The 23176-nt window shown below is 61.0% G+C and carries 28 protein-coding genes; 16 read left to right on the forward strand and 12 right to left on the reverse strand.

Features of this window, described 5'->3' with window-relative positions; translation table 11 throughout:
* Positions 1-82: 82 nt before the first annotated feature.
* Positions 83-799 (forward strand): SDR family oxidoreductase, encoded by a 717-nt coding sequence (locus tag J3A65_RS13505; protein WP_209901673.1) that lies wholly within the window; start codon positions 83-85, stop codon positions 797-799.
* 10 nt (positions 800-809) lie between these two features.
* On the opposite strand, the gene J3A65_RS13510 is transcribed toward J3A65_RS13505, so the two are convergent.
* On the reverse strand, positions 810-1649 hold the full coding sequence (locus J3A65_RS13510) for a helix-turn-helix transcriptional regulator (protein ID WP_209901675.1): 840 nt from the start codon (positions 1647-1649) through the stop codon (positions 810-812).
* Positions 1650-1747: 98 nt separating this feature from the next.
* Between J3A65_RS13510 and J3A65_RS13515 the strand changes: the two genes are divergently transcribed.
* Positions 1748-2632, forward strand: a complete 885-nt coding sequence (locus J3A65_RS13515; RefSeq protein ID WP_209901677.1) for an SDR family oxidoreductase — start codon at positions 1748-1750, stop codon at positions 2630-2632.
* A 29-nt stretch (positions 2633-2661) separates the two neighbouring features.
* On the opposite strand, the gene J3A65_RS13520 is transcribed toward J3A65_RS13515, so the two are convergent.
* The 3 genes from J3A65_RS13520 to J3A65_RS13530 form a co-directional block, all read right to left on the reverse strand.
* Positions 2662-3918 (reverse strand): arsenic transporter, encoded by a 1257-nt coding sequence (locus J3A65_RS13520; protein WP_209901680.1) that lies wholly within the window; start codon positions 3916-3918, stop codon positions 2662-2664.
* 20 nt (positions 3919-3938) lie between these two features.
* Positions 3939-5198, reverse strand: a complete 1260-nt coding sequence (locus tag J3A65_RS13525) for an MFS transporter (protein ID WP_209901682.1) — start codon at positions 5196-5198, stop codon at positions 3939-3941.
* 157 nt (positions 5199-5355) lie between these two features.
* Positions 5356-5934: a hypothetical protein gene (locus tag J3A65_RS13530; RefSeq protein WP_209901684.1), complete on the reverse strand. Its 579-nt coding sequence runs from the start codon at positions 5932-5934 to the stop codon at positions 5356-5358.
* 136 nt (positions 5935-6070) lie between these two features.
* Between J3A65_RS13530 and J3A65_RS13535 the strand changes: the two genes are divergently transcribed.
* A complete protein-coding gene (locus J3A65_RS13535; RefSeq protein ID WP_062583141.1) occupies positions 6071-6733 on the forward strand; it encodes a response regulator transcription factor in 663 nt (220 codons plus the stop codon).
* On the forward strand, positions 6730-8112 hold the full coding sequence (locus J3A65_RS13540; protein ID WP_209901686.1) for a HAMP domain-containing sensor histidine kinase: 1383 nt from the start codon (positions 6730-6732) through the stop codon (positions 8110-8112). Before J3A65_RS13535 ends, J3A65_RS13540 begins: the two co-directional genes overlap by 4 nt.
* Before the next feature lie 120 nt (positions 8113-8232).
* On the opposite strand, the gene J3A65_RS13545 is transcribed toward J3A65_RS13540, so the two are convergent.
* The 3 genes from J3A65_RS13545 to J3A65_RS13555 form a co-directional block, all read right to left on the reverse strand.
* Positions 8233-8760, reverse strand: a complete 528-nt coding sequence (locus J3A65_RS13545; RefSeq protein WP_245341541.1) for a DUF4142 domain-containing protein — start codon at positions 8758-8760, stop codon at positions 8233-8235.
* Positions 8761-8771: 11 nt separating this feature from the next.
* Positions 8772-9824, reverse strand: a complete 1053-nt coding sequence (locus tag J3A65_RS13550; protein WP_209901689.1) for an alpha/beta hydrolase — start codon at positions 9822-9824, stop codon at positions 8772-8774.
* 262 nt (positions 9825-10086) lie between these two features.
* The gene (locus J3A65_RS13555; protein ID WP_062582523.1) at positions 10087-10518 is read right to left on the reverse strand and encodes an organic hydroperoxide resistance protein; all 432 of its coding nucleotides are present in this window, start codon (positions 10516-10518) and stop codon (positions 10087-10089) included.
* Between the two features lie 127 nt (positions 10519-10645).
* On the opposite strand from J3A65_RS13555, the gene J3A65_RS13560 reads away from it, so the two are divergent.
* A complete protein-coding gene (locus tag J3A65_RS13560; RefSeq protein WP_082472002.1) occupies positions 10646-11107 on the forward strand; it encodes a MarR family transcriptional regulator in 462 nt (153 codons plus the stop codon).
* A 113-nt stretch (positions 11108-11220) separates the two neighbouring features.
* A complete protein-coding gene (locus tag J3A65_RS13565) occupies positions 11221-12030 on the forward strand; it encodes a formate/nitrite transporter family protein (protein WP_209901691.1) in 810 nt (269 codons plus the stop codon).
* 7 nt (positions 12031-12037) lie between these two features.
* On the opposite strand, the gene J3A65_RS13570 is transcribed toward J3A65_RS13565, so the two are convergent.
* Entirely contained in the window at positions 12038-13078 is a 1041-nt protein-coding gene (locus J3A65_RS13570; RefSeq protein ID WP_062582519.1) for a phosphatidylglycerol lysyltransferase domain-containing protein, read from the reverse strand.
* A 142-nt stretch (positions 13079-13220) separates the two neighbouring features.
* On the opposite strand from J3A65_RS13570, the gene J3A65_RS13575 reads away from it, so the two are divergent.
* The 7 genes from J3A65_RS13575 to J3A65_RS13605 all read left to right on the forward strand — a co-directional run bounded on the left by J3A65_RS13575 (position 13221) and on the right by J3A65_RS13605 (position 18882).
* Positions 13221-14381 carry an NAD(P)/FAD-dependent oxidoreductase gene (locus tag J3A65_RS13575; protein WP_209901693.1) on the forward strand — a complete coding sequence of 387 codons (1161 nt, stop codon included), beginning with the start codon at positions 13221-13223 and terminating at the stop codon, positions 14379-14381.
* Positions 14382-14498: 117 nt separating this feature from the next.
* Positions 14499-14681 (forward strand): hypothetical protein, encoded by a 183-nt coding sequence (locus J3A65_RS13580; protein ID WP_062582515.1) that lies wholly within the window; start codon positions 14499-14501, stop codon positions 14679-14681.
* 15 nt (positions 14682-14696) lie between these two features.
* Positions 14697-15221, forward strand: a complete 525-nt coding sequence (locus J3A65_RS13585) for a GXWXG domain-containing protein (protein ID WP_209901695.1) — start codon at positions 14697-14699, stop codon at positions 15219-15221.
* 111 nt (positions 15222-15332) lie between these two features.
* Entirely contained in the window at positions 15333-15734 is a 402-nt protein-coding gene (locus J3A65_RS13590; RefSeq protein ID WP_062455028.1) for a DUF2177 family protein, read from the forward strand.
* 270 nt (positions 15735-16004) lie between these two features.
* Positions 16005-17378: a PAS domain-containing protein gene (locus tag J3A65_RS13595; protein WP_162238002.1), complete on the forward strand. Its 1374-nt coding sequence runs from the start codon at positions 16005-16007 to the stop codon at positions 17376-17378.
* Positions 17378-17749, forward strand: coding sequence for a response regulator (locus J3A65_RS13600; protein ID WP_062455024.1), 372 nt, complete (start codon positions 17378-17380; stop codon positions 17747-17749). Before J3A65_RS13595 ends, J3A65_RS13600 begins: the two co-directional genes overlap by 1 nt.
* 41 nt (positions 17750-17790) lie before the next feature.
* Positions 17791-18882 (forward strand): sensor histidine kinase, encoded by a 1092-nt coding sequence (locus J3A65_RS13605; RefSeq protein ID WP_245341542.1) that lies wholly within the window; start codon positions 17791-17793, stop codon positions 18880-18882.
* 50 nt (positions 18883-18932) lie between these two features.
* On the opposite strand, the gene J3A65_RS13610 is transcribed toward J3A65_RS13605, so the two are convergent.
* Positions 18933-19349 (reverse strand): nuclear transport factor 2 family protein, encoded by a 417-nt coding sequence (locus J3A65_RS13610; RefSeq protein WP_209901697.1) that lies wholly within the window; start codon positions 19347-19349, stop codon positions 18933-18935.
* An 89-nt stretch (positions 19350-19438) separates the two neighbouring features.
* Between J3A65_RS13610 and J3A65_RS13615 the strand changes: the two genes are divergently transcribed.
* Positions 19439-19816 (forward strand): GFA family protein, encoded by a 378-nt coding sequence (locus J3A65_RS13615; protein ID WP_209901700.1) that lies wholly within the window; start codon positions 19439-19441, stop codon positions 19814-19816.
* 27 nt (positions 19817-19843) lie between these two features.
* Here the strand turns inward: J3A65_RS13615 and J3A65_RS13620 are convergent, their stop codons facing one another.
* On the reverse strand, positions 19844-20641 hold the full coding sequence (locus J3A65_RS13620) for a dienelactone hydrolase family protein (RefSeq protein WP_245341543.1): 798 nt from the start codon (positions 20639-20641) through the stop codon (positions 19844-19846).
* 264 nt (positions 20642-20905) lie between these two features.
* The gene (locus J3A65_RS13625; protein WP_165699875.1) at positions 20906-21082 is read right to left on the reverse strand and encodes a hypothetical protein; all 177 of its coding nucleotides are present in this window, start codon (positions 21080-21082) and stop codon (positions 20906-20908) included.
* Between the two features lie 334 nt (positions 21083-21416).
* Here J3A65_RS13625 and J3A65_RS13630 point away from each other — a divergent pair, with 334 nt between their 5' ends.
* Both J3A65_RS13630 and J3A65_RS13635 read left to right on the forward strand, forming a co-directional pair.
* On the forward strand, positions 21417-22052 hold the full coding sequence (locus J3A65_RS13630) for a hypothetical protein (protein WP_209901702.1): 636 nt from the start codon (positions 21417-21419) through the stop codon (positions 22050-22052).
* A gap of 131 nt (positions 22053-22183) precedes the next feature.
* Positions 22184-22687, forward strand: coding sequence for a CopD family protein (locus tag J3A65_RS13635; protein WP_245341544.1), 504 nt, complete (start codon positions 22184-22186; stop codon positions 22685-22687).
* On the opposite strand, the gene J3A65_RS13640 is transcribed toward J3A65_RS13635, so the two are convergent.
* Complete coding sequence (locus J3A65_RS13640) at positions 22665-23165, reverse strand: DUF2231 domain-containing protein (protein WP_062460587.1); 501 nt, start codon at positions 23163-23165, stop codon at positions 22665-22667. The genes J3A65_RS13635 and J3A65_RS13640 overlap by 23 nt on opposite strands.
* Between the last annotated feature and the right edge of the window lie 11 nt (positions 23166-23176).

Below are 23176 nucleotides of genomic sequence, written 5' to 3' on the forward strand. Positions count from 1 at the left end.
CGGCGCCTACCAAATAGTTCGGACTTCGGGCATAGTGCGCTGAACAATCGACGTCCACGCGCGCATCTCGGATTTGTCAGACATGGCAGGCACTGAAACCAGTCTTCTCGCATCGCTGCCGAACGGGTTCCGGGCGGCAGTGATCGGGGCAAGCGGCGGTATCGGTTCCGCGATCTGCGAGTGTCTGCAGAACGAGCCGCATCTCGGCGAACTGATCGCCTTTTCCCGCAGCCGCGACGGTCTGGACTTCGCCGACGAGACGAGCGTGGCGGACGCCGCAGGCTCGATCTCGGCAAAGCCGATCCACCTCCTCATTTGCGCCACCGGCATCCTGACGACCGATGGCCGCGGCCCGGAAAAGTCTCTGCGGCAGCTCGATCCCGAAACGATGATGGCCCAGTTCCGCACCAACGCCGTCGGCCCCGCCCTTGTCGCGAAACACTTTCTCCCACTGTTTGATCGCGAAACCCGCTCGATCGCCGCATTCCTGTCAGCCCGTGTCGGATCGATCGGCGACAACAGGCTCGGCGGCTGGGTGTCCTACAGATCCGCCAAGGCGGCGCTCAACCAGATTGTCCGCACCGTTTCGATCGAATATGGCCGCACCCATCCGGCAGCGGTCATCACCGCCATTCATCCGGGGACGGTTCGCACGGGTCTATCAGACCCCTATTCACGCGGTCACAACACGGTCAGCCCGGAACAGGCGGCAGCGTCGATCCTCTCAACGCTCAACAGCCTCGCCCCGGAGAATTCCGGCTCTTTCGTCGCCTATGATGGAAGCAGTATTCCCTGGTAAGATAGAGCGGTCAGGGTTTAGCTGATGCCGTGCGCTCCGCGACGCGCTGCCGGATTCTTGCGGCCATAGCCGGATCGACCGGATTGTAGATCATCATGCCGAGATCCGGCCGACCGTCGACGGAGAATGCGGTATATTCCAGCTCGACCGTGCCGAGATCCGGATGTTCGATCCGCTTCAGGCCGTCGCTCTGGAGCCTTACGTCGTTTTCACCCCAGAATGCCGCAAATTCCGGACTGGACTTCGAGAGCTCGTCGACGAGATCCGAAACCTCCGACATCGCACCGGCCCGTGCGGCATCGGCGCGAAAGGCGCCGACGACAAACCGGGCGAGCCCTTCCCAGTCATGTTGCTTGGCGCGGAGCGACGGGCTCGAGAAAATCTGTCGCAGGAGGTTTCGCTGGCCTTCGGGCAGTTTCCCGTAGTCGGTCAGAACCACGGCCGCCGCCGCATTCCACGCCACCACGTCCCATGTCGCGGTCTTGACGAAAGCGGGGCTCGCATCGAGCGTATCGAGCAAACGCTGCAGCCGCGGCGTAATCCCGTCCGTAGACTTGTAGCGAACCTCCGGCGGCCGTCCGAGACCGAGCATGAAAAGGTGTTCGCGTTCCGGCTCCGTCAGCATCAATCCGCTGGCGATCCGGTTCAGCACGTCAGCCGAGGGCGCGCCGCCGCGGCCCTGCTCGAGCCACGTGTACCAAGTCGGGCTGATATTGGCGCGTTGAGCAACCTCTTCGCGGCGAAGCCCCGGCGTCCGTCGTCTTCCCGAAAACCCGAAGGCGCCAGGATCGAGCCTCGTGCGGCGATCTTTCAGAAACGCTGCCAATGAATTCGGCGTGATGTCCGGCATCGATACCCTGTTAGCAATTATACCCTGATACGGTCACTACTTTAACGGAATAACAAGAGCGCAGATAGTCCCGGTGTCAAAGCAACTGGAGAATGACAATGCGTGTATTTCTCACCGGTGCCACGGGCTTCATCGGCTCGGCGCTGGTTCCTGAACTTCTCGACGCGGGCCACGAAGTCATCGGCATGACCCGCTCGCAGGCAGGCGCCGAAAAGCTGATCGCATCAGGGGTCGAGCCACATCTGGCGACGCTCGAAGACCTCGAAAGCATAGAACGCGGCGCCCGGAATGCAGACGCCGTCATCCATACGGCGTTCGACCACAACTTCGAACGCTTCACCGAGAATTGCGAAAAGGACCGGCGGGTCATCGAAGCGCTGGGATCAGCCCTTTCCGGTTCCGAACGCCCGCTGCTGATCACCTCGAGCATCGCGATGGGCGCGCGCGGCAAAGGCGAGCTCGCTGTCGAAGACGTCTTCGATACGGATCACCCAAACCCGCGCATTGCTTCTGAGCGCGCTGGAAACCGGCTTCTGGACGGAGGGATCAACGTCTCCGTGCTCCGTCTGCCGCAGGTCCACAACACGTTCAAGCAGGGCCTCATCTCGCCGCTCCTCGACATTGCCAGAGCAAAAGGCGTTTCAGCTTACGTGGGGGACGGAACGAACCGCTGGTCGGCCGGTCACCTTGGCGATGTTGCGCGCCTCTACCGCCTTGCCATAGAGAAAGCGGAACCCGGTGCGCGCTATCACGCGGTCGGCGAAGAAGGCGTGGAGATGCGCCTTATCGCGGTAGCGCTGGGTCGCGGCTTGAATGTCCCTGTTGTTTCCATCTCAGCCGACGAGGCTTCGGAGCATTTTGGCGCGATGGCACGGTTCGTCGGTCTCGACATGAGGGCATCGAGCGCGAAGACACAAGCAAAGCTCGACTGGCACCCGTCCGGCCCGACGCTGATCTCCGACCTCGATGCGATGGTCTATTGATGGACTAGCCCGCAAAGCGCGCCAGCGCCTCATTGGATGAGGAGGACTGCAAGCGACAGGGCGAGCGCCGGAAGCATGACGACGGCGCCCAGCTTGAGAAAGCTCAGGGCGCCGATGTGCAACCCTTCGCGCTTCAGCGCCGTCAGCCACAGAATGGTCGCGAGCGACCCGGTGAGCGAGAGGTTGGGGCCGAGATCGACGCCAATCAGCACGGCGCCGGCAATCTTGTCGGACACATGCGCCAGTTCCACGGCGCTTCCCGCAACGAGGCCGGCCGGCAGGTTGTTGACGAGGTTGGAGCCGAGCGCCACGACCGTACCGGCGATCGCTGCCGTCTGGGCGGGATAAAGCGAGGCATTCTGGGTCAGCTGATGCGCCAATGCATCGATCAGGCCCGTCCGGTTCAGGGCCTCGACCACGACGAACAGGCCGGCCACCAACGGCAGCACGCTCCAGGACACGCCCTTCAGCGTTTCGACAGGGCTCTGCCGGGTGATCGCGAGAACAGCCGCCGTCGCGATGCAGCCGGCCACAAAGGTGGGCAACCCGAGATCGAAATGCAGCGCCGATGCTCCGAGCAGCAGGACCGCCGTCGCGCACAAGGCAATCCCCGTCAGCCTTGCGCTATGCGACAGCGGCACGCTTTCAACCACGGGGGACACGCTGTCGGCCGCGATGGTCGAGCGCTGCGTCCAATAAAGCGCGATAAACGTCACGACGATTGAGACGATTGAGGGAAGACCGAACGTGGCGAGCCAGCGCGACAGAGGCGGCATCGTTCCGCCGCCAAAGATTACCAGATTGGCCGGGTTGGAGATGGGCAGCACGAAGCTTGCGGCATTGGCGATGAAGGCGCAGATGAGAAGATAGGGCATCGGATCCTTCACCTTTGCCGTGCGGCACGCCGCATAAACGGCAGGCGTCAGCACGACCGCGGTCGCATCGTTCGAAAGGAACGCGGTGACGACGATGCCGACCCCATAGATCAGGACGAACAATCGCTTCGGCGAGCCTTTTGCATAGGCGGTCGCAATCGATGCCAGCCAGTCGAACAGCCCTTCCCGTCTGGCAAGTTCCGATAAGAGCATCATGCCGATCAGGAACAAGTAGACGTCGAGACCCTTGGCGACGCCGGCCCAGGCATCCCAGGGGGCGATCAGGCCGAACGCCAGAAGCAGCGATGCGCCAAGCACGGCCCATATCGCTTCCGGCCAGGCAAACGGCCGGGTAATGACGCCGAGCGCTGTCAGGCCGGCGATGCTCCAGGTCATGGTCAATGCGTTCATGGATGGTCCAACCGAAACGATTATGGTGCGACAGGGATCTCGCGATCGTCTCCTGCCTTGTTCGCACCTTTTTGGGAAGGGGCAATGCTCTTGCGCCCGGCGAGAAAGGCGGCAACGGCAAGCGCTGCAACGCCGCCATGCACCCAGTAGGCAAGCGCATAGCCGCCGACATCCGTCAGCCAGCCGGCGACGACGTTGCTCAGCGATGCGCCGATGCCCTGAACGGTCATGACCGCAGCCAGTCCGACATTGAAACGACCGGTTCCCGCAAGGATCCGTTCCGTAGCAATCGGGGTGGCGATACCGATCAGGCCTGCGCCAACTCCATCGAGGATCTGCACCGGATAGATCACAGCGAAATTGCTAAAGGAGCCCGCAATCGCACCGCGGATCGGCAATGCAAGCAGCGCGATGAGGAAGACCGTCGCCAGCCCGAACCGCCGGATCAGGAAAGGCGCCGCTAAAGCCATGACGATCATCGACAGCTGCGACACGCCGGTCGTCACCGCCGTCGTCTGAAACGGCGTCCCGAGATGGATCGAGAAGTCCTGGGCAATGAGGCGGCTGATCGGCGCGTTGCCGAAGTGGAAGATCATCAGCGTCACGGCAAGCAGGATCAGCCCCTTGCTGCCCACGAGGACGGAATAGCCGGAGGGACCCGGCGCTCCATCGTCATGCGCAAGACCGCGCGCCGCGTTGTGATTGATCCGCTCCGGGTCGATCGCAAGCGCTGCCAGAATGGCGGCGACCGCCGTGACGATCATCAATCCGATGACACCGCTGACGCCGAAGTAGACCGTCGCTAAATAGATGCCGGCGAGCGAGACGACGTTGCCGAGATGGTTCCAGAATTCGTTTCGCGACACCTGACGGGAAAACGCCTTTTCGCCGACGAGGCCAAGCGTCAGCCCCATCAGCGCCGGACCGACGACGGCGCCAACGATGGCGGTTGCCGACTGGCCGCCGAACACCGATGCGTTTCCGGGGCTGGCAAGCGTCCACAAGGCTGCCGCCGTCACCAGGATCACCGGGATGATGATGAGCGTGCGTTTACGCTTGGAGGCATCCACCCACGCCCCAAACAGCGGCGTGGCGATCATTCCGAGTACACCGCCAAGCGTGGCGATGAAGCCGAGCGTCATCGGCGACCACCCGTGGGTGGCGAGAAACCCGTCGAGAAACGGTCCAAGCCCGTCGCGGGCGTCGGCGAGAAAGAAGTTGAGGACGGCAAGTGCCACCAGGGATCGATCAGTCAGACCTGTCTGTAGGGTGGATCGCATGCCAGCCTCGCTTCATCATGCTACATGCTTGAAAATTGTGGCGTCCAACGCCGGTGGCGGACGCGGGGTTCCAGCGTGCCCGAAAGAAGATCGGGCAACGCTTTCCCGTTACAACCCTGCCGTCAGGGCTCCGCCACCAGGTTTTGCAACCAGGGCTTTACCCTTTTGGCGCAGGGGGTGTCGGCATATCACCGCGCGGACCGTCATGCGGAGGGTCGCCGGCCGGGCCATGAGGCGGAGGGCCGCCCGCCGGTCCGTGACGCGGAGGGCCGCCGGCCGGGCCGAGCGCTTCCATGCTGCCGTCCTGGCGAACGATATAGGTCGCGTGCAGGAAGCCGTTGTCGAAGCGACCCTGGACACTGACGGCTTCGTTGAGATCGACAAGCTTGCCGTCGTCACCCGATGGCCCGGTTTCAACCAGTGCCCGTCCGCTGTCGTCCTGAACGACGAACTTGTTGCCGAATACCTCGGCTACCGTCCCCTTAACCGTCACCAGGCTGTCCTCCTTGACGGCGGAGATGGCGACCGGGTTCATGGGCGCAAGCTCGACGCTCGGCCCGGTCAGCTTCATTGCGCCGGCTCCGGCCGCGGCCCCGATGGCAAGGATCGCCAAGGCCGTGACGCCGAAGGTTGCCATACGCCGGTTGCCGGTCTTGTGCGGGGGCTTGGGTGCATGCGGCTTGTCGGCCGAACCATCCTTCTGATCGACGGTCGTGTTGTTGTCCGAAATTGACATGGTCTTCTCCTGTTTTTGTATGCCAGGAGAGATTTATCAGCCGACGACCGATAACAGCCTGAACCTTGTGGTTCAGTTTGAGTTAAGCCTTGCCGCCATAGGACAGCGTCTCTCCACCACGGCAAACGGGTTGCACATGCGCGTACTTCTGGTCGAAGACGACACCGATCTTTCCAAACGCATCGCAGCCAGCCTGCGGGCCGAAAGTTTTGTCGTGGACATTGCAAAGAACGGCGAGGATGCCGAGCACGCAGGACTGACCGAACTCTACGACGTTGCCATTCTCGATCTGGGCCTACCGAAGATCGATGGCGTGTCGGTTCTGAAATCGTGGCGGGCCGCGGGCCGCACCCTCCCCGTCCTGATCCTGACCGCGCGCGACGGATGGCCGGACAAGGTCGAGAGCTTCAAGGCGGGCGCCGACGATTTCCTCACCAAGCCGTTCAAGATCGAGGAACTGGTGCTGCGCATGCGCGCCCTCGTCCGCCGCGCCACGGGCCATGCATCCTCCAAAATCCTCTGCGGTCCCCTGGAGTTCGACGCCCAGCTCGGCACGTTCGAGTTCAACGGCCTGTCGCTGAAACTGACCGCGCTGGAATGGCGCGTGCTCTCTTGCCTGATCCTGCGCAAGGACGTCATCGTCGATCGGCGCGAGCTGATCGAGCGCGTCTACGAAGGCGATGCCGAGGTCGATTCCAATTCTATCGAGGTGATCGTCGCGCGACTGCGCCGTAAGATCGGCGCGGAACTGATCGAAACGGTTCGCGGCCGCGGCTACATGCTGACGGCAGCGCCATGAGCGGGCTCAACCTATCCGGCCAGGCGTCGATCGCCCGGCGGCTGGCCGGCTTTTCCATCATCTTCGTGACGGCGACGGTGATCGTCGCATCCGTCATTCTCTACCTGATCGTGGCGGGCGTGGTGAGGGAACAGATCGACCAGCGGCTCGACACCCAGATCGAGGGATTGCGAAATGCACTGACCACCGACAGTGCCGGCGACGTCGTCCTCTCTGCAGACCTCGACGGCCCGCCATTCGATCGCCCCCACTCGGGTTGGTACTGGCAGGTGTCCGACGATCGGACCCGCATAACCTCCCGGTCGCTGGCCGAGGAAACCCTGGAAAGCCCGCCCCGCCCTTTCGACTGGCGCCACGCGGCGAAGCCCAAGCCACTTCCGGCCGATCGTGTCGCCTTCCGCGAAGAGACACTGTATCTGCGAACGCTGGAAACGATGGTCGGAGATCGGACGGTCGAGATCATTGCATCGGCGCCGCAATCTTCCCTGAGCGCACCCGCCGGGCGGGCATTGTTGTGGCTGGTTCCTGCGATGCTTCTTTTGGGTGGCGTTCTCGTCGGCGGCATCCTGCTGCAGGTCCGCTACGGGCTTCGACCGCTGAGACAACTGACGTCAGACATCGCATCCATTTCCGCAGGCGCGCTGCCGCGGTTGCCGGATCAGGACGTCGAGGAGTTGCAGCCCGCATCCCGCGAGATCAACCGCCTCGTGGACAAGAATGCCGAGAGGCTCGCCGAAACGCGCCTGCATTTCGCAAACCTCGCGCACGGCCTGAAGACACCCGTCGCAAGCCTGCAATTAGCCTTAAACGGCGCCAACGACCCCACCAACGAGATGCGCGATCTGGTCGACAGGATCGACCAGCGCATCCGCCATCATCTCGCCCGTGCCCGCAAGACTGCCTCCAGCGGCACCGTTTCAGCAACGCAGGTGAACCCCCGCATAGACGATCTCGTGCTTGTCATGTCGCGCATCCACGCTGACCGGGGCATATCGGTGCAATGCACGATCGAGCCGCAAATTTCGGTTGCCTGTGCGGCCGAGGATTTCGACGAGATCGTCGGCAATCTCCTCGACAACGCGTTCAAATGGGCTGGCAGCCTTGTCGCAATCGATGCCCGCACGGACGGACGCTCGATCGTCATCACGCTCGAAGACGATGGCCCCGGCATCTCCGACGATACGATCGAGAAGGCATTTCTGCCGGGTGTGCGGATGGATGAGACGGTCGCTGGAGATGGGTTCGGCCTGACGATCGCCAATGAACTCGCACAGCTCTATGGCGGAAAGATTGCGCTTCGCAATCAAGACGATAAGGGACTGCGCCAAACCATCACATTGCCGAAAACGGCCGCAGGATCGTCACCCGTTCCAGCTTGAACCGTCCTCTCCACAACCCCTGGAACAACAATGGCCGCCCCGTTTCCGGAGCGGCCATTGTTTTAAACGTCTCGACATTCACCCGGCCTGCTGGGACGCAGGCTCCAGATGCTGCCCGCCTCAGTGAGTCGCGACGAGCTTCGTCACGTGCATCTTGTGCATTTCAAGTTTCGGCAGAGTCTTGGCCGCGAACTCCTTGACCGCCGCATCGTCACCGCCCTTGGCATAGGTCGCAAACAAGCTGACCGCTTCCATATGCGCTGTTGCCTGCATGTCGATATAGAGCGGCTCGAAGTCCTGGTCAGATGCACCCTTCAGCATTTCAAGCATGGCCGCGTGCTTTGGCGACATAACCGGTGCCTCGTCTCCGAGCTTGGCCGCCTTTTTGAGTTCTTCGCCCGCCATCGTATGATCCTTGATCATCTCTGACGCGAACTTCTTCACGTCGGCATCCTTGGCCTTTTGTTCGGCAAGCTTGCTCGACTCGATCTCGAAGGCGTTGGAGCTGGTGACGGCTTTGACAAAGGAAGCCTTGTCGACGTTGAACGCGGCAGCGGCTTTGTCGGCGCTGGCGGGCTGTGCCGCAAAGCTTGCCGAGGACATCAGAAGCGAGAGCGATACGAGCGAGGCTGAAATCATCTTGTTCATAGGGGCTCTCCTTACTTGGCTTTGTCGAAGGCTGCGGTGAGATCGGCGACAGCGAGATCCAGTGCCTGCTTGGCTTCCGGAACCACCTTGCCCATGCCGAAGAACTCGTGTGTCACGCCGTTATAGGTCTTGGTATTTACCGCAACGCCGGCGTCCTTGAGCTTGGACGCATAGGTCTCACCGTCGGAGCGCAGCGGATCGATCTGGGCGAGGATCACGGTTGCCGGAGCAACGCCTGCAAGGTCGGAGCGACCGTTGAGGTTGATGCGCGGGTCCTTGGTCTCATCCATGGACGTGACCGTGTTCTTCACGAACCATTCCATATCGGCCTTGCCGAGCGGCTTGGCATTGGCGTTTTCCTTGTAGGACGCCGTTTCCATGTCGTTGCCGGCGACCGGGTAGACGAGAAGCTGGTGAACCGGCTGCTTCGCCTTCATCTCCTTGGCCATCAGGGCGACGTTGGCCGCCAGGTTGCCGCCGGCGCTTTCGCCCGCAACCGCGATCTTGTCGGAGTTGCCGTTCATGTCGTGAATGTTCTCGACAACCCACTTATACGCCGTCCAGGCATCGTTATGAGCAGCCGGGAACTTGTGCTCCGGCGCATGACGGTACTCGACGGAGACGACGATGGCTTTGGCGCCGAGCGAGAGGGCACGCGGTGCGCCGTCATAGACGTTGAGGTCGGCAACCACCCAGCCACCGCCGTGATAGTAGACGACGACGGGGAACGGACCCTTGCCGGCCGGCATGTAGACGCGCGCGGCGATACCGCCTTCAGCCGTCGGAATGGTGATGTCCTTGGTGGTCACCTGCGCTTCGGGATTGGACGACAGGCGCTTTTCCCACTGGACAGCCTTTGCAGCATCGGCAGGGCTTGCCTGTGTGCGGGCTTCCGGAACGCTCAAGCTCGAAAACGGCTTGGCGTCTAGCGCACCAAGCTTGTCGAGCACGGCCTGCATATCTGTGGTGGGTTTTGCCATCTCCTGCGCAAACGACGGGACGGCAAGCGGGGCGGCCATTACCAGTGCGAGAGGAAGTGCTTTCGCAAACATTGAGGACTTCATGTTGGGTCTCCGGTTTAGATGGCTAGCTAACCGGGACGATGGCCTTATGTTCCAGATAATGCTGTTTTTTCAAATGCCAATCTACAGATGCTGATTTTCGGCGGACACCGCTTGCCGGGTGCCGCGACGGCGAGTAGCGGCCAAAACCGACAGGCGACCGTTGCCGGCCGCCTGCGATAGTTGTCAGACAGAATTACTATTGGGCGGCGTTATTCCAGAGCCGTCCATCACATTTTCCCAATCGAACGACTTCCGTTTTCGATCAGGTGCGGATCGTAAAATCGACGTCGACGCTTGCCTTGATCGCGTTGGAATACGGGCAGATGTCGTGGGTGACCTCGACGAGCTTCTGTGCGTCGGCTTCCGACATACCCGGCAGATAAACATCCAGGGCAGCGGTGATGCCAAAGCCGCCTTCCGAGCGCGGGCCAATGCCGACGGTTGCATCAACGGTCGAACCATCCGGAACCTTGGTCTTCAGCTGCGTAGCGCCGACGCGCAGGGCGCCGAGGAAGCAGGCCGAATATCCAAGCGCAAACAGCTTCTCCGGATTGGCGCCATCACCGCCGGGGCCACCGAGTTCCTTCGGCACGACCAGCTGCAGTTCCAGCGTCCCGTCGGAAAGCGCCGTCTTGCCGTCACGGCCACCGCCGGATGCAGTTGCGCTGGTCTTGTACTTCGCGTCGACAGACATAGTCTTCTCCTGGGTTGGGGCGGATGAATTTTCTTAATTCGCAACTCAATTGCACGCCATTGATATCGCGCTCTGCAGCGCCTGTCAATTGCTTGCAATTACCTTGCGCACAATATAGATTGCGCGAATGACAGATATCCCTGAAAAACCGGCATCGGTTGAACTCGACCAAATGCTGTGCTTCGCCGTCTATAGAGCCGAACAGGCCTTCAACCGGGTCTACCGGACTGCGCTGGCGCCGACGGGGCTGACCTATCCGCAGTTTCTCACGATGAAGCTTCTGTGGAGCGAGGGCAGCCTTTCCGTGGGCGAGATCTCGCTAAGGCTCGGCGTCGATTCCGGCACGACCACGCCATTGATCAAGCGGCTTTCGCTGATGGGTCTCGTGACAAAGATGCGCAGGGACGACGACGAGCGCCGCGTCGATATCTACCTGACGGAAAAAGGCCGCGCCCTGCAGGAGAAGTCGGACGCCGTGACGAAGTGCATCGTTGATGCCGTCGGCATGGATCAGCCTCAAGTCAACGCGACCTTGGCGACCATAAACGCTCTCAGCGCGAAACTGAGTGGAACCACGTCCGACCTCTAAGGACGCAGGCGCACGACACCCTCCTCAAAACAGGCTCACGGGATCGTGCCCTTCCCGGATCCGTCGTCTGTCTCATCTACGTCCTCGCCGGACACGATCGACAGGAGGATGTCATGTCGGACACCAATTCACTGCCGCCACCGCCCGACCTTTGCGAGACGGTCTTTTGTGCCTGCGAGGACAAAGCCGGCCTTCCCCTCAGTAAGATGATCATTCTCGGCATGCTTGCCGGCATTTACATCGGCTTCGGTGGACTGTTTGCGACGGTGGCACTGGCTGGCGCCGACAGCCTTCCCTTCGGCGTCGCGCAGATCCTCGCCGGCACGGTGTTTTCGCTCGGTCTCGCACTGGTGATGGTCGCCGGCGCAGAATTGTTCACCGGCAACACACTGATGATCGGTCCGGTGGTTGCCGGACGGATCCCCGCTGGCCGGGCGGCGGGGGCGTTGACGACTGTCTATCTGGCCAACTTCGCCGGTTCGATTGCGCTTGCTGTCGTCGCGGTTTTCGCCGGCTTGCATGAGGCCGGCGACGGAGCGGTCGGTCGCGCGGCATTCGAGCTTGCTGAAACGAAGACTGCCAAGGGGTTCGCAACAACGCTTGCAAGCGGCATCCTTGCCAACACGCTTGTCTGTCTCGGTGTCTGGCTGGCCTATGCGGGCCATACGGTCACGCAGAAGATTTTCGGTCTGCTTCTGCCGGTCGCAGCGTTCGTCGCGGCAGGCTTCGAGCACTCCATCGCCAACATGTATCTGCTGACCTATGCCACTCTCGTCCAGGGCATGCTTGAACCCTCGACGGCGCTGTTGGGCATCAGCGACATCTTCGGCAACTTGCTGCCGGCAACGATCGGGAATGTGATCGGCGGAGCCTTCGTGGCCCTCGCCTATTCTGCGGCTTACGGAAAGCCGGCTAAGAAGTGACCTCGGCTCAGAGGGTCTTGAGCAGTCTCAAAAGAGCAAGCATTTCCAGAGGGCTGCGACGCTTGAAGGCGATGTAGGTCGGCTCTTCGGCGCCATGGAACCGGCGCTTGAATGCCGCCTGTCCCTGCAGGTTGAAGATCCTCTTGTTGATGGCCGGCGACTTGTAGGCATATTCGAACCTGCCGCGCCAGAATGCGCTTTCCGCAAACCCGCTTGTCGTGATCGCCGCAAGGGGCGAAAGCCCAAGCGTCACCAGCGACCTGCCCTCTTCCCTGAAGCGGTCCGTCGCGAACTTCGTCAGACCGATCTCGGCATGCGGGGTCGTCCCCGTCTTCTTCCGCTTGAAAGTGGACGTGTATCCCGTCACCTGCCCCGCATCGAAAATCGGATCGAAATCGAGCACGGCGATGGTTTCGCCTTGCGGATCGAGGATCAGGAACCGGCGCATATGCGCCGACAGCTCGGCTTTGAACGGCCTGTTCAGGAAACACATTTCCCGCCGACGGACGATGCGGCCAGCGCGCCATTCTTCGGAAACGGCCTTGATCTGGTCGGGCCTGGCCAGACTGCCGTCACACTCGACAATCCGGTAACCGTTCTTCAGCAGCCACCGCTCCGAATAGCGGACCGTCTCGTTCTTCTTTCCGGCAAACGAATGCTCGTTGAGCACGAGACGGGTATCGACGCCCATCTGATTGATCCGGTAGCCGAGCCGAGACAGTGTCTCTGCCGTCTGCCGGCCGATCTGCACGAAACAGGGACGTTCGGCCGCTGCGACGAAATCGGACACGTACCGGGCACGATCGGCCTTGTCGGCGACAGGATCGCCCAAGGCAAACATGTGCCCCATCTTCGTCGCGTAGGCGATATATCCCTTGTCGTCGCCGAAGTGGCTGAGGTTCTTCTGAACCGCCGTCGAATACGCCAGCGAGAAGTCGCCGTGTTGCCGGCAAAGCTCCATCCTGCGTTCATCTGACAACTGAGCGGACGCGAGATGCGGAAGGCCACGGTCAAGAACCGAGTCGATGTACCCGCGGAGGCCTGCCATACGATTTTCCTCAAAGTCGATGTCCGCACTTTTGGCACGCGCGTCTTACGGTACATAGAGATATTCTAAACTGGGAGGGCATCTCCCCGCTGTTTCAGGATTGGGTGTTGCAGCAGCGCATGTTTTTCAGCATTGTCTGGCCATGAATCTGCCCGCTGAGCCTCTCCAAATCGAAGATGTCGTGGTCATTGGTGCCGGGCTTTCTGGAATGACCGCCGCCTATGAGCTGGGAAGGCGCGGCATCCGCGCCCGAATCATTGCCCGTGAAGAGCAGGTCGGATCGACCTGGCGCAAGCGCCATCCGCAGCTCTCTCTCAACACGCATCGCGACATTTCCCACATGCCGGGGCTGCAATACCCGAGCGGCACCTCGGCTTTTCCAAAACGCGACGTGGTGGCCGAGCATCTGGCGCAGTTTGCCCGTGACAACGCCCTTGATATTGAACACGGCGTTTCGGTTGAGGCGTTGAGCAGACGCGACGGCGTCTTCCATCTTGCAACATCCGCCGGTCCGTTTTTGTGCCGCAACGTCGTGGTCGCCACAGGACGCGATGGCGATCCGTGGCAGCCTCTGTTCAAGGGTGCGGAAAACTTCGGCGGACAAAGCATACACGCTTGCGACTTCGGGGATGCGAAGCAGTACCGGGGAAAGCGGGTGCTGATCGTCGGCGCCGGCAATTCGGGGTTCGACATTGCCAATCACCTGGCGAAGGTCGATCTGGCCGACTGCTGGTTTTCCGTTCGCACCGGTTCATCGGTTCTTCCCAAGCGGTTGTTCGGCGTGGCCGTCCATAAATTCTCGCCATGGCTGGCACGTCTTCCCACGCCTGTGGTCGATATCGCGATCTCGCTGACGGAACGCTTGGCCTTCGGGGATCTGACCAAGCTCGGGTTTCCCAGATCATCGCACAAGGCCGCAACGCGGCTTTCCCGCGATCATGTGGCGGTCCCGGTCGATGACGGCGCTATCAAGGCCGTACGTGAAGGCCGCATCAAGGTTGTCGGCGAAGTTGTCGAATGCACGCAAGCCGGCACCGTTCTGCACAAGAACAGCTTGGTGACAGCCCCGGATGTGATCATCTACGCGACCGGTTACGGCGCGCACCATCAATCGCTTCTTGGCGAGCTGGCCATCGAGAACGGTCACGTCCCATCCCCGAGCGGCCCTGATATTCCGGGCCTCTGGTTCATCGGCATGACGCCGGGCCTTATCAGCTATTTTCACAATGCCAGAGAAGAAGCAGTCGAGATGGCCGCCGCGATGAGATCGCGCCTGGACACGGACGCGCGCTCAGGCCGTTGACACAGAGTTTTGCCAACCGGTGATGCGGCGGACAACGGCTCCCATGGAACATTTTGCCGTGCCCACCCATTCCTGACTGAGGATCTACAGTCTTGTAGCAGCCGAATGGGAGATATCATGGACGATAACAAGAACGCTCAGGAAGCCGTCGAAGAAACTGGCAAGAAAGCGCCGGCGACATCGGATTCCCCTGCCGCCGGTCCGCACGCCAAGCCTGAATTGATGGATGAGAGCAAGACGCCTGGTACGGGCTCGTTGCCGGATACGGATGACGAGAGCGTTTCGCCGGGCGGCGGCTGAGGACCCGCGAAGACAATGACAAAAAGCCCAGCGCAGGCATTGCAGGATGAAAGCGCCGAGTGGTTCGCGTCCCTTGAGCCGGTCAGGCCTCAGGACATGGTCGGCCTGTGGAGAGGCCGCGGCCACCCGTCCGACCATCCGCTCGATGGCGTCCTTGAAAACCTGCGCTGGTTCGGAAAGCGCTTCCATCCGGACGGGCGGGCTGATGCGCTGCTTTTTGAGGGCGCACCGGGCAGGCTGGTTGCAGTCGACCCGAAAGTGTTTCCCATCCGGTGGGCGATCCGGCTTGCAAGGTTCGGCCGCACCTCGAGCGCGGTGAACCTGTTTTCCCACATACGCCCGCGCGTGCGCGCAAAATCCACCACCGCATCCCTGGAAAACAGGATGGATCGCGACGTGTTGACTGCCGCGATGGTCTACGACCAGCAACCGATTACCGACATGTTCCGGCGGATCTCCGATACAGAGATCGCGGGCAAGATGATCGTCGAAGGCGACCCACGCCGGTATTATTTCCGTCTCGAGAAAGTCGTCGATTGACCGCTGCGCAAACGGTCCTCGCCGCCTGCGATCACAACCACATTGGTCGGGCGGAACAAGGTGAACAACACAGGGTTATCTCTGCACTTCAACCCTGATGTGGAACGCCTCATGAAATCTCTCGCCATTGCCTATGTGGCCACTCTTGTTTCCTTTCTCGCAATCGACGCTGTGTGGCTCGGCCTTGTTGCCGGCAAGATGTACCGGGAAAAACTCGGCGACCTCATGCTTCCCTCTCCCAATCTCGGGATCGCTGCGATCTTCTACCTCTTCTTCGCGGTTGCGATCGTCATCCTGGCGGTAAAGCCGGGTCTCGATGGAGGGTCCTTGTGGGTTGCGATCGGATGTGGCGCATTGCTCGGTCTGGCCGCCTACGGCACCTATGACATCACCAATCTCTCGACGCTGAAAAACTGGCCGGCTTCGCTTGTCATCATCGACATGATCTGGGGAACAGTCCTGACGGGCATCGCCAGCGCCTGCGGTTACATCGCCGCCCGCTCCATGAGCTGAGTTCGATCCGCTCTGTCCGCCCCCGTACGAAGCAGCTCCGTCGTCGCTCCCTGCTTCCCAGCCATTGGAAGCAGGGGAAAGTTATGATTTATGGGCGGCCGTAGAAGACTCTTCTCGCACCTGGAACAAACGACCGGTAACCGCGTTCCTGTGCGCGCGCTGATGAAGGACGGTAAGGAATTGACGCTGGAAACCAATCCAGAGTGTCGAAATCTATTCGACGTATATGACTGGGAATCCTCAGATATCGGCCCGAAGGATCGCTGGGCCGTGGAGTTGCGGACTCTGGTGAACGTCATGCTCGGGTCGCTGCAACCGATGCTGATCGTGTGGGGCCCTTCACAGACGACGCTCTACAACGACGGCTACGCCGAAATGTGCGGCAAGCGGCACCCGGCCGCATTCGGAAAACCCTTCGGCGAACTGTGGCACGACATCTGGGATCAGGTGGAGCCGATCATTTCCGCAGCCTACGCCGGACAAGGTACGTCGATGGACGATATCGAGTTCGTCATGCATCGCAACGGCGTTCCCGAAGAAACGCATTTCGCCTTTTCCTACACGCCGGTCCGAGACCCCTGGGGAACGGTGCTGGGAATGTTCTGTGCCTGCACCGAGCAGACATCGACCGTGGCGGCACGAAACGCCGAACGGACCCTGCGGGAGCGCTTCGAGCAGGTCTTCGAGCTCAGCCCCGGCGGTATCGCCATGCTGACCGGACCCAATCACGTCTTTGAATACGCCAACGAAGTGTACTACTCGATGATCGGCAGCGGCCGCGACATCATCGGCAAGACCGTCGCCGAGGCCGTGTCGGAAGTGGTCCGCCAGGGTTACATCGACATCCTCGACAGAGTTTACCAGACGGGCGAACCCTTCGTTGCGAAAAACCTTCGGATCGAATTGAACAGAGGAACCGCCGGCGAAAAGCAGGACCGGGTCATCGATCTCGCCTATCAGCCCATGGTGGAGGACGACGGCAAGGTCATCGGCATTCTCGTTCAGGCAATCGATGTCACGGAGCTTCGAGCGGAGGAGGAAAAACAGGCACAGCTGTCGCATGAACTGGGGCACCGCCTGAAAAACCAGCTTGCAATGGTGCAGGCGATCGCATCGCAAACGCTTAGAAATTCGACAGACCTCGCCAGCGCCAGAGTCCGCCTTTCGGACCGGATCGCCGTCCTCAGCGCCGCCCACGATACCATTCTGCTAGGCGGTATGGGCGCCTCGACTGTCACGCAGCTCGTCGACAAGATGACGTCCCTTCATGACGACCCTGCAAATCCCCGCATCACCGTTACAGGCACGAATATCAAGGTCGGCTCGCGCCCTTCCCTCTCTCTCTCGTTGATCCTGCACGAACTGGCGACGAATGCGGTCAAATACGGAGCCCTTTCGCTTCCGGACGGGCGGGTCAATATCCAGTGGAAGATCGCCGGCCCGAAATCGGATCGCTTCGAACTTATCTGGACCGAGACAGGCGGGCCGCCGGTGCAACAACCCGAAGGCCCCGGTTCCGGTTTGCGTCTGATCAATGCCGGGCTTAACGGGACCGCAGACAGTACCGTCGCCTTCACATTCCAGCCTTCAGGTCTCACCTTCCGGATTGACGCAGACCTCCAGGGTTTCCAGCAGGAACATTGATGAAACATCATCCCATCCTCGTGGTCGAAGACGACGGTCTGATCCGCATGGATCTGGCGGACGTCCTCAGCGACAGCGGCTTCGATGTGGTCGAAGCCGCCAATGCCGATCAGGCGCTTGCGCTTCTGGAGGCCGGCATTCCGGTCAAGGCGATGCTGACGGATATCGACATGCCGGGATCGATGAACGGCATCAAACTCGCAAACCTGACGGCTTCGCGGTGGCCGGAATGCAGAATCATCGTCATCTCTGGACGTTTCTCGCCCGATCAGGGTAGTTTGCCGCAGGGAGCACGCTTCCTGTCGAAACCGATCTCGGAACGCCAGCTCAGCGTCGCGCTCTTCGAATTGGGATTATCTTCAACGATCTGAATGAGGTACATCGAGATCGCCCACCGCGAAAGAACCACGAGATGACAAGACCTCTGTCCAATATTGGCAACGGCCGGATGGCGAGGCTGACGGCTGAATACGACTGGTCGCCAACATCGCTGGGACCGATTTCGTCATGGTCCGAAGCGCTGACCTCTGTCATCGAAATGATGCTGGGCCAAAAGCATGCGATCTGCGTGTTCTGGGGGGAGCAACTCAACATCCTCTATAACGATGCCTACGCACCGCTTCTGGGCGCAAAGGAAGCCGGCGCCCTCGGTCAGCCTGCCAAACAGGTCTGGTCGGAAATCTGGCCGGATATCGAGCCTTTCGTCAACCAGGCGCTGTCGGGAGATGGAACCTGGGCCGAGGAACTTCCTCTGACGATGCGGCGCAACGGATACGACGAAGAGACCTTCTGGACCTTTTCCTACAGCCCGCTCTACGAGAAGGGCGAGATCAAGGGCATGATCAACATCGCCCTCGACGCAACGCCGGGAGTGCTCGCCCGCAGGAACCAGCGCGCATTGCAGCGCGAGCTGGTACACCGCGTCAAGAATACGCTTGCGGTAACAGCCGCGGTCGTTTCCTCGACGCTGCGTCAGGCAAGCAGCCTCGACCAGGCAAGGGCCACCGTCTCGGACCGGATCGCCGCGCTTGGGAGCGCGCAGGAACTTCTGCACGATTCTGCCGACAACACCCCCGTCCGGGGGATCGTCGAGGCAGCCCTTGCAGCGCATCTCGATCGGTCCGATCGTGCGGTGATCTCCGGGCCGGACCTCTACGTGGCATCGCAGCAGGCGATCGGACTCTCGCTCGCGGTCTACGAACTTGCGACAAACGCCGTGAAATACGGCGCCTTATCCACAGAGACCGGGCGGATCGGAATTTCGTGGGAAGTCACAGCGGACGGGACGTTCCATTTGGTCTGGCAGGAAACCGGGGGCCCACCCGTAATGGCTCCGGCCAGGACGGGATTTGGATCACGGCTGACCAACAAGATCGTGCCCGCGTATTTTGAAGGCGAAGGCAAGACCCTCTACAACTTCGACGGCGTGCGGTTCGAGCTTCATGGCAAGATCCAGACCGGGCGCCTGAACAGCGCCCGGGAGAACGCTGCCGCCCTGGTCTGACGGGGCTTCGGCAGACGGGATTTGGCAGCGATGACGATCTCGACATAAAGTCAGGCGGGCTCAACGTCGCTCGGCGTTGCATCCACCGCACGGGTATCGACTTTGGCGACAAGCTCGCGAGGATCGAAATAGGCCCGGAACGACTTGATCTCTTCGCCATCGCTTTCGAGAACGCTGACGCCTGAATAGGCCACGGACTGCCCCTCGACAACCGCGTCACTGCGCCATTCGAGTATCGCGACGCCATCGGTTTCGACGACGTTGATGAATTCGGACTCGATCGTTGAAAACGCGGCGCGATAGGCCGTCCAGAACGTCTGTGCGGCTCCCGACTCGGCTGAATCATGGATCGACAACGGGTTGGACAGGACAGCATCGTCGCGGAACAGGCGGGCGATAGTATCGACGTCGCTGGACTTTTCCAGACGATGAAGGGCAGCGATGAAATTGTCGGCCAGTTGGGTCATATCGGTTCCTTCTTGGATCTTGCAATTGGAACCAGCACCGGACGATGATGTTCCGGACAAAGACGAAGCGCATTCCGGAGGAGGTCGTCATGACGGTCGTGCGAAAGGGTGGATGCCTCTGCGGCAAGGTGACATTCAGTGTGGCGGGCGAACCCACGCGGGTTGGGCTCTGTCACTGTACCGACTGCCGTCAGGAGAGCGGATCGGCTTTCACCTATTTCGGCATCTGGCCTGCTCATGCTTTCTTGAGTGAAGGAACGACGGCCGAACAAGGGGGACGGCGCTTCTGTCCGTCGTGCGGTTCAAGGCTTTTCGCCTGCGACGAGCACGAAGCCGAGGTCAAGCTCGGAAGCCTGCGCGACGCGCCTTCGGGTATAGTGCCGACCTACGAACTCTGGATCAAACGACGGGAGCCATGGCTTGCCGCGCTGCCGGACGCGGAGCAGTTTGACGAGGACCGACCTTAGCTCCCGGGCGGTGCCCCGCGCTTGTTGCTAGCGATCAAACCGGTCGCGCAGAAAAAGCACGGCTTGCCTCGCCTCTTCGGACGAGATCGTGTGCCCGACCTGGGGATAGAGTTTCAAAGTAACGTCGTAACCCGCGCCCCGCAGCTGGCCGGCGGCGGCAACGGATGCCACGGACGGGATCGTCTGATCCGCCTCGCCATGCATCAGAAGAACCGGTATCTTCGAGGCCGAGGCCTTGGGCGGCAGCGGCAACAGGCCGGCGATACTGACGACTGCGCCGACCTTCCAGCGCCCGGAGGACACGGCATCCAGCGCCATGATTGCACCCTGAGACACGCCGACAAAGGCGACACTTTCCAGATCACTTTTGAAACCTTCGCGTTCGACGATGCCGGCCATCAGCTTGTCGAAAGCCTTTCTGGCACCTTCGATACGATCCGGCCGCAGCACCTGATCGTCGACCGCAAACCACTGACGACCGCCGGATCGATGCGCAAACGGCGCATCCGGCGCGACGAACCGCGTGTTTATCAGGATTGACTGCCAGGAATTGCCGATGGCCGCCATGACCGAACCGGAGCCTCTGATGCCGTGCAGGAAAATCACCAGACGACGCGGTTTCGTTTGAGAGGTTTTGATGGCAACTTCTCCTTTCGCCTGATCGACAAGAGGGACGCCCGCCTCGATCGGCCCTGCAACCGGTTTTGGCGCGCGCAGGTCAGCGCGCGTTCCCGAGGCATCCACGGCATGAGCCGGGCTGGACAGAAGCGTCATCAAGAAGATGGAAGCAGATGTGAACGGGACGGCGAAGTTCAGGCGCGGCATGGGTATTCCTGATTGATCCCACCCGAAACCACAGCCATCCCAAATCGTTCCGGAAACCCGCGGCAACGATTGCCCCTCGGCGATTACACTTTCGTGTGCAGTCCGGCGGCGGTTCGGCCAGAGCCGGTGCGAACCGCGTCCCGCATCGCCTGAGGTGGCGTCAAAACAAGACGGGAAGCGATAGAGGGGGAGAATACCCAAGCCCTAAAACGACAAAACCCGCCGTGGTGAACGACGGGTCTGATCAATGGTCTGGTAGCTCGTTTACTTCTTGGCAGAGCCGCCGCGGGGCGACGCCTTGCGGCCCTGGCTGTGCGCGCCGGTCGTCTTGGCATCATAGCCTTGGCCGTGATTTGTGCCACCGAGATGACCACCGCCGCTGGTATTCGCAATCTGTCGCTCAGCCTTCTTGAGAAGCAGCGCCGCATCGGTCTTTTTCATGATTGTCTTTCGGTATGTTTAGAATGAAAAAAGGCCGGGCAAAATTGCACCGACCTTCCTCATCGTCGCTTCATTCACCGGTGCCAGTACATCCGTGGTCAAAGGTAGGAAGCGAAAGCGGCAGTTGCGAACATCGAATAGCCCGACGCTCATCAGCAATGCCGATGCGCATTCCATGTCATGAGAATGTGTTCCTAACAAGTTGGAGGCACAGTCTTTGCCGACACAGCCAAATGAGAGCGTTTCGTCTGTGTTTCGTACAAAGCACAGCATCGGCCAAGTCTCAGCCAACAACGGCATTGACGCTAGAGACCCGGCGGACCATTTATCCCTGATGCCAAAACAAAAGACGAATGAGGCGCCGGAACTGTTTAAACAGTGGCCCCTGCCTCCCAAGGCGACGCTCGGCTCGGCGGTCCGCGCCAAGGGGATCCTGCTGGAGATCCGCGCGCGGCTGCCTGCCGCTTCGCGCAAGTTGCTGGATCTCGATGGAGGCAGCCTCGTGCTTGCCATGCCCGAGACCTCGAAGACCGAATTTCGTTTTGTGTCGGGCGTTGTCAGCCAAGCGCTCGTCGGCATCGAAAGCCTCGCCGTGATCCCGCGCGAAATCCAGGATATCCTGACGATCTCCCCGACCGAGCGACTTCGCTGGCTCACCGACGGCCGCTTGCCCAGCGCCGGAACTCGCACCGTGCGGCTGGCGGGACGCGCGAAGAAGATCACCTTCCATATCTTCGATCCCCGCCTCGTTGAAGAGCTGCTCGACGGTGGCACCGTCGACGAGTGGCGGGAGGACGACAAGGCGATGGCGGCGGAAAACAGACGGCGGGCCGCGCTCAAGACGAAGCTGACCCGCTCGCTGAAGACCGCCGCCAAACGCCAATCGACGGCTGGAAAAACGGCTGATGACAACAAGGGAGCGGACCTCTCGGGCTGGGAAGAATTCGGGCGCGACGGGTTGCTCGGATAGTCCCACAGCCTTCGATCTCGCCGCGCACGGACGGCCGCTACGAGGTCCTCACAGATTCGTGTCCTGGAAAGACGGGTACACGGCTCCATTTACGCACGCTTGCACCACATCCGTCATGCATTGGGCCGGTATTGATCATCGCATTCCTGAAATTCGTTCACATCACCACGATTGCCATCTGGGCAGCCGGGTTGATCAGCTTGCCGGGTCTCTACGTGCAACGTGCCCATGTGAAGGATAAGGATGCGCTTTACCGTCTTCAGATGATCGTACGCTACGCCTATGTGGCTATCATTTCGCCCGCGGCTTTCGTGGCGGTGGCGAGCGGCACGGCTCTGATTTTTGGACAGCAGACGTTTGCCGGGTGGTTTTCGATCAAGCTGCTGTTCGTTGGCCTGCTTGCCATCTTGCATGTCCTGACCGGCCTGATCATCATCCGGCTTTTCAAGGAGGGGGAGACGTATCCCGTCTGGCGCTTTGTTGCGACAACCATCGTCACCACCGCGGTCGTTGGAGCAATCGTTTTCGTCGCCCTCGCCAAACCGTTTATCGGACTGGAATTGCCCGGCGAATTCATGCGCCCGGGCGGCCTGCGCACGCTTGCCGAGCGAATCAGTCCTTGGCCGATACCATGAGGCCGACACCATGATCGAAAATCAGCTTGCCGCCATGCCATCCAGCCATGCCCGTCATGATGCAGGTGAGCAGCGACACCAGGATTCCATGCGGCAACACGTCGCCGGCGCCAGTGACCCGCAGACCCCAGTTGAGGCCGGCGCAGGCGATCAGCGTCACCGCGGCGATCGCATGTGCCCAGCTGGCGACGCGGCCGCGAATGCCCGGCACCGACAAAAGCTCGATCGTGCCGACAGCACCGGCTGCGAGACCGAAGAAGAAGACGCCACCGGAACTCCAGAGGCCGGCCCGCAGCCAGAACGGATCGGCGGACCACCAGAACAGCGCATCGACCGCAAGCGTTATGAAGGCAAGGGCGATCGGGAAGTGCACGCTCATCGCATGCAGCGGGTGCCCGGCGACGGCAATTGCCGAGCTGGCATCCTTGTCCCTGACATCGGCCACGACCGGGTTCGTCGTTTCGGTATCGTCTTTCATTACGTCCCTCC

The organism is Rhizobium sp. PvP014, assembly GCF_017876855.1.
Lineage (GTDB): Bacteria > Pseudomonadota > Alphaproteobacteria > Rhizobiales > Rhizobiaceae > Neorhizobium > Neorhizobium soli.

Coding starts and splice junctions, on each gene's coding strand:
- J3A65_RS13585 (WP_209901695.1), top strand. CDS start 14,697: ATGACAAAAAGCCCAGCGCAGGCATTGCAGGATGAAAGCGCCGAGTGG.
- J3A65_RS13530 (WP_209901684.1), bottom strand. CDS start 5,934: ATGTCAATTTCGGACAACAACACGACCGTCGATCAGAAGGATGGTTCG.
- J3A65_RS13640 (WP_062460587.1), bottom strand. CDS start 23,165: ATGAAAGACGATACCGAAACGACGAACCCGGTCGTGGCCGATGTCAGG.
- J3A65_RS13510 (WP_209901675.1), bottom strand. CDS start 1,649: ATGCCGGACATCACGCCGAATTCATTGGCAGCGTTTCTGAAAGATCGC.
- J3A65_RS13535 (WP_062583141.1), top strand. CDS start 6,071: ATGCGCGTACTTCTGGTCGAAGACGACACCGATCTTTCCAAACGCATC.
- J3A65_RS13525 (WP_209901682.1), bottom strand. CDS start 5,198: ATGCGATCCACCCTACAGACAGGTCTGACTGATCGATCCCTGGTGGCA.
- J3A65_RS13590 (WP_062455028.1), top strand. CDS start 15,333: ATGAAATCTCTCGCCATTGCCTATGTGGCCACTCTTGTTTCCTTTCTC.
- J3A65_RS13560 (WP_082472002.1), top strand. CDS start 10,646: ATGACAGATATCCCTGAAAAACCGGCATCGGTTGAACTCGACCAAATG.
- J3A65_RS13600 (WP_062455024.1), top strand. CDS start 17,378: ATGAAACATCATCCCATCCTCGTGGTCGAAGACGACGGTCTGATCCGC.
- J3A65_RS13625 (WP_165699875.1), bottom strand. CDS start 21,082: ATGAAAAAGACCGATGCGGCGCTGCTTCTCAAGAAGGCTGAGCGACAG.
- J3A65_RS13565 (WP_209901691.1), top strand. CDS start 11,221: ATGTCGGACACCAATTCACTGCCGCCACCGCCCGACCTTTGCGAGACG.
- J3A65_RS13555 (WP_062582523.1), bottom strand. CDS start 10,518: ATGTCTGTCGACGCGAAGTACAAGACCAGCGCAACTGCATCCGGCGGT.
- J3A65_RS13610 (WP_209901697.1), bottom strand. CDS start 19,349: ATGACCCAACTGGCCGACAATTTCATCGCTGCCCTTCATCGTCTGGAA.
- J3A65_RS13540 (WP_209901686.1), top strand. CDS start 6,730: ATGAGCGGGCTCAACCTATCCGGCCAGGCGTCGATCGCCCGGCGGCTG.
- J3A65_RS13580 (WP_062582515.1), top strand. CDS start 14,499: ATGGACGATAACAAGAACGCTCAGGAAGCCGTCGAAGAAACTGGCAAG.
- J3A65_RS13515 (WP_209901677.1), top strand. CDS start 1,748: ATGCGTGTATTTCTCACCGGTGCCACGGGCTTCATCGGCTCGGCGCTG.
- J3A65_RS13575 (WP_209901693.1), top strand. CDS start 13,221: ATGAATCTGCCCGCTGAGCCTCTCCAAATCGAAGATGTCGTGGTCATT.
- J3A65_RS13550 (WP_209901689.1), bottom strand. CDS start 9,824: ATGAAGTCCTCAATGTTTGCGAAAGCACTTCCTCTCGCACTGGTAATG.
- J3A65_RS13520 (WP_209901680.1), bottom strand. CDS start 3,918: ATGAACGCATTGACCATGACCTGGAGCATCGCCGGCCTGACAGCGCTC.
- J3A65_RS13570 (WP_062582519.1), bottom strand. CDS start 13,078: ATGGCAGGCCTCCGCGGGTACATCGACTCGGTTCTTGACCGTGGCCTT.
- J3A65_RS13545 (WP_245341541.1), bottom strand. CDS start 8,760: ATGAACAAGATGATTTCAGCCTCGCTCGTATCGCTCTCGCTTCTGATG.
- J3A65_RS13615 (WP_209901700.1), top strand. CDS start 19,439: ATGACGGTCGTGCGAAAGGGTGGATGCCTCTGCGGCAAGGTGACATTC.
- J3A65_RS13620 (WP_245341543.1), bottom strand. CDS start 20,641: ATGCCGCGCCTGAACTTCGCCGTCCCGTTCACATCTGCTTCCATCTTC.
- J3A65_RS13505 (WP_209901673.1), top strand. CDS start 83: ATGGCAGGCACTGAAACCAGTCTTCTCGCATCGCTGCCGAACGGGTTC.
- J3A65_RS13630 (WP_209901702.1), top strand. CDS start 21,417: ATGCCAAAACAAAAGACGAATGAGGCGCCGGAACTGTTTAAACAGTGG.
- J3A65_RS13605 (WP_245341542.1), top strand. CDS start 17,791: ATGACAAGACCTCTGTCCAATATTGGCAACGGCCGGATGGCGAGGCTG.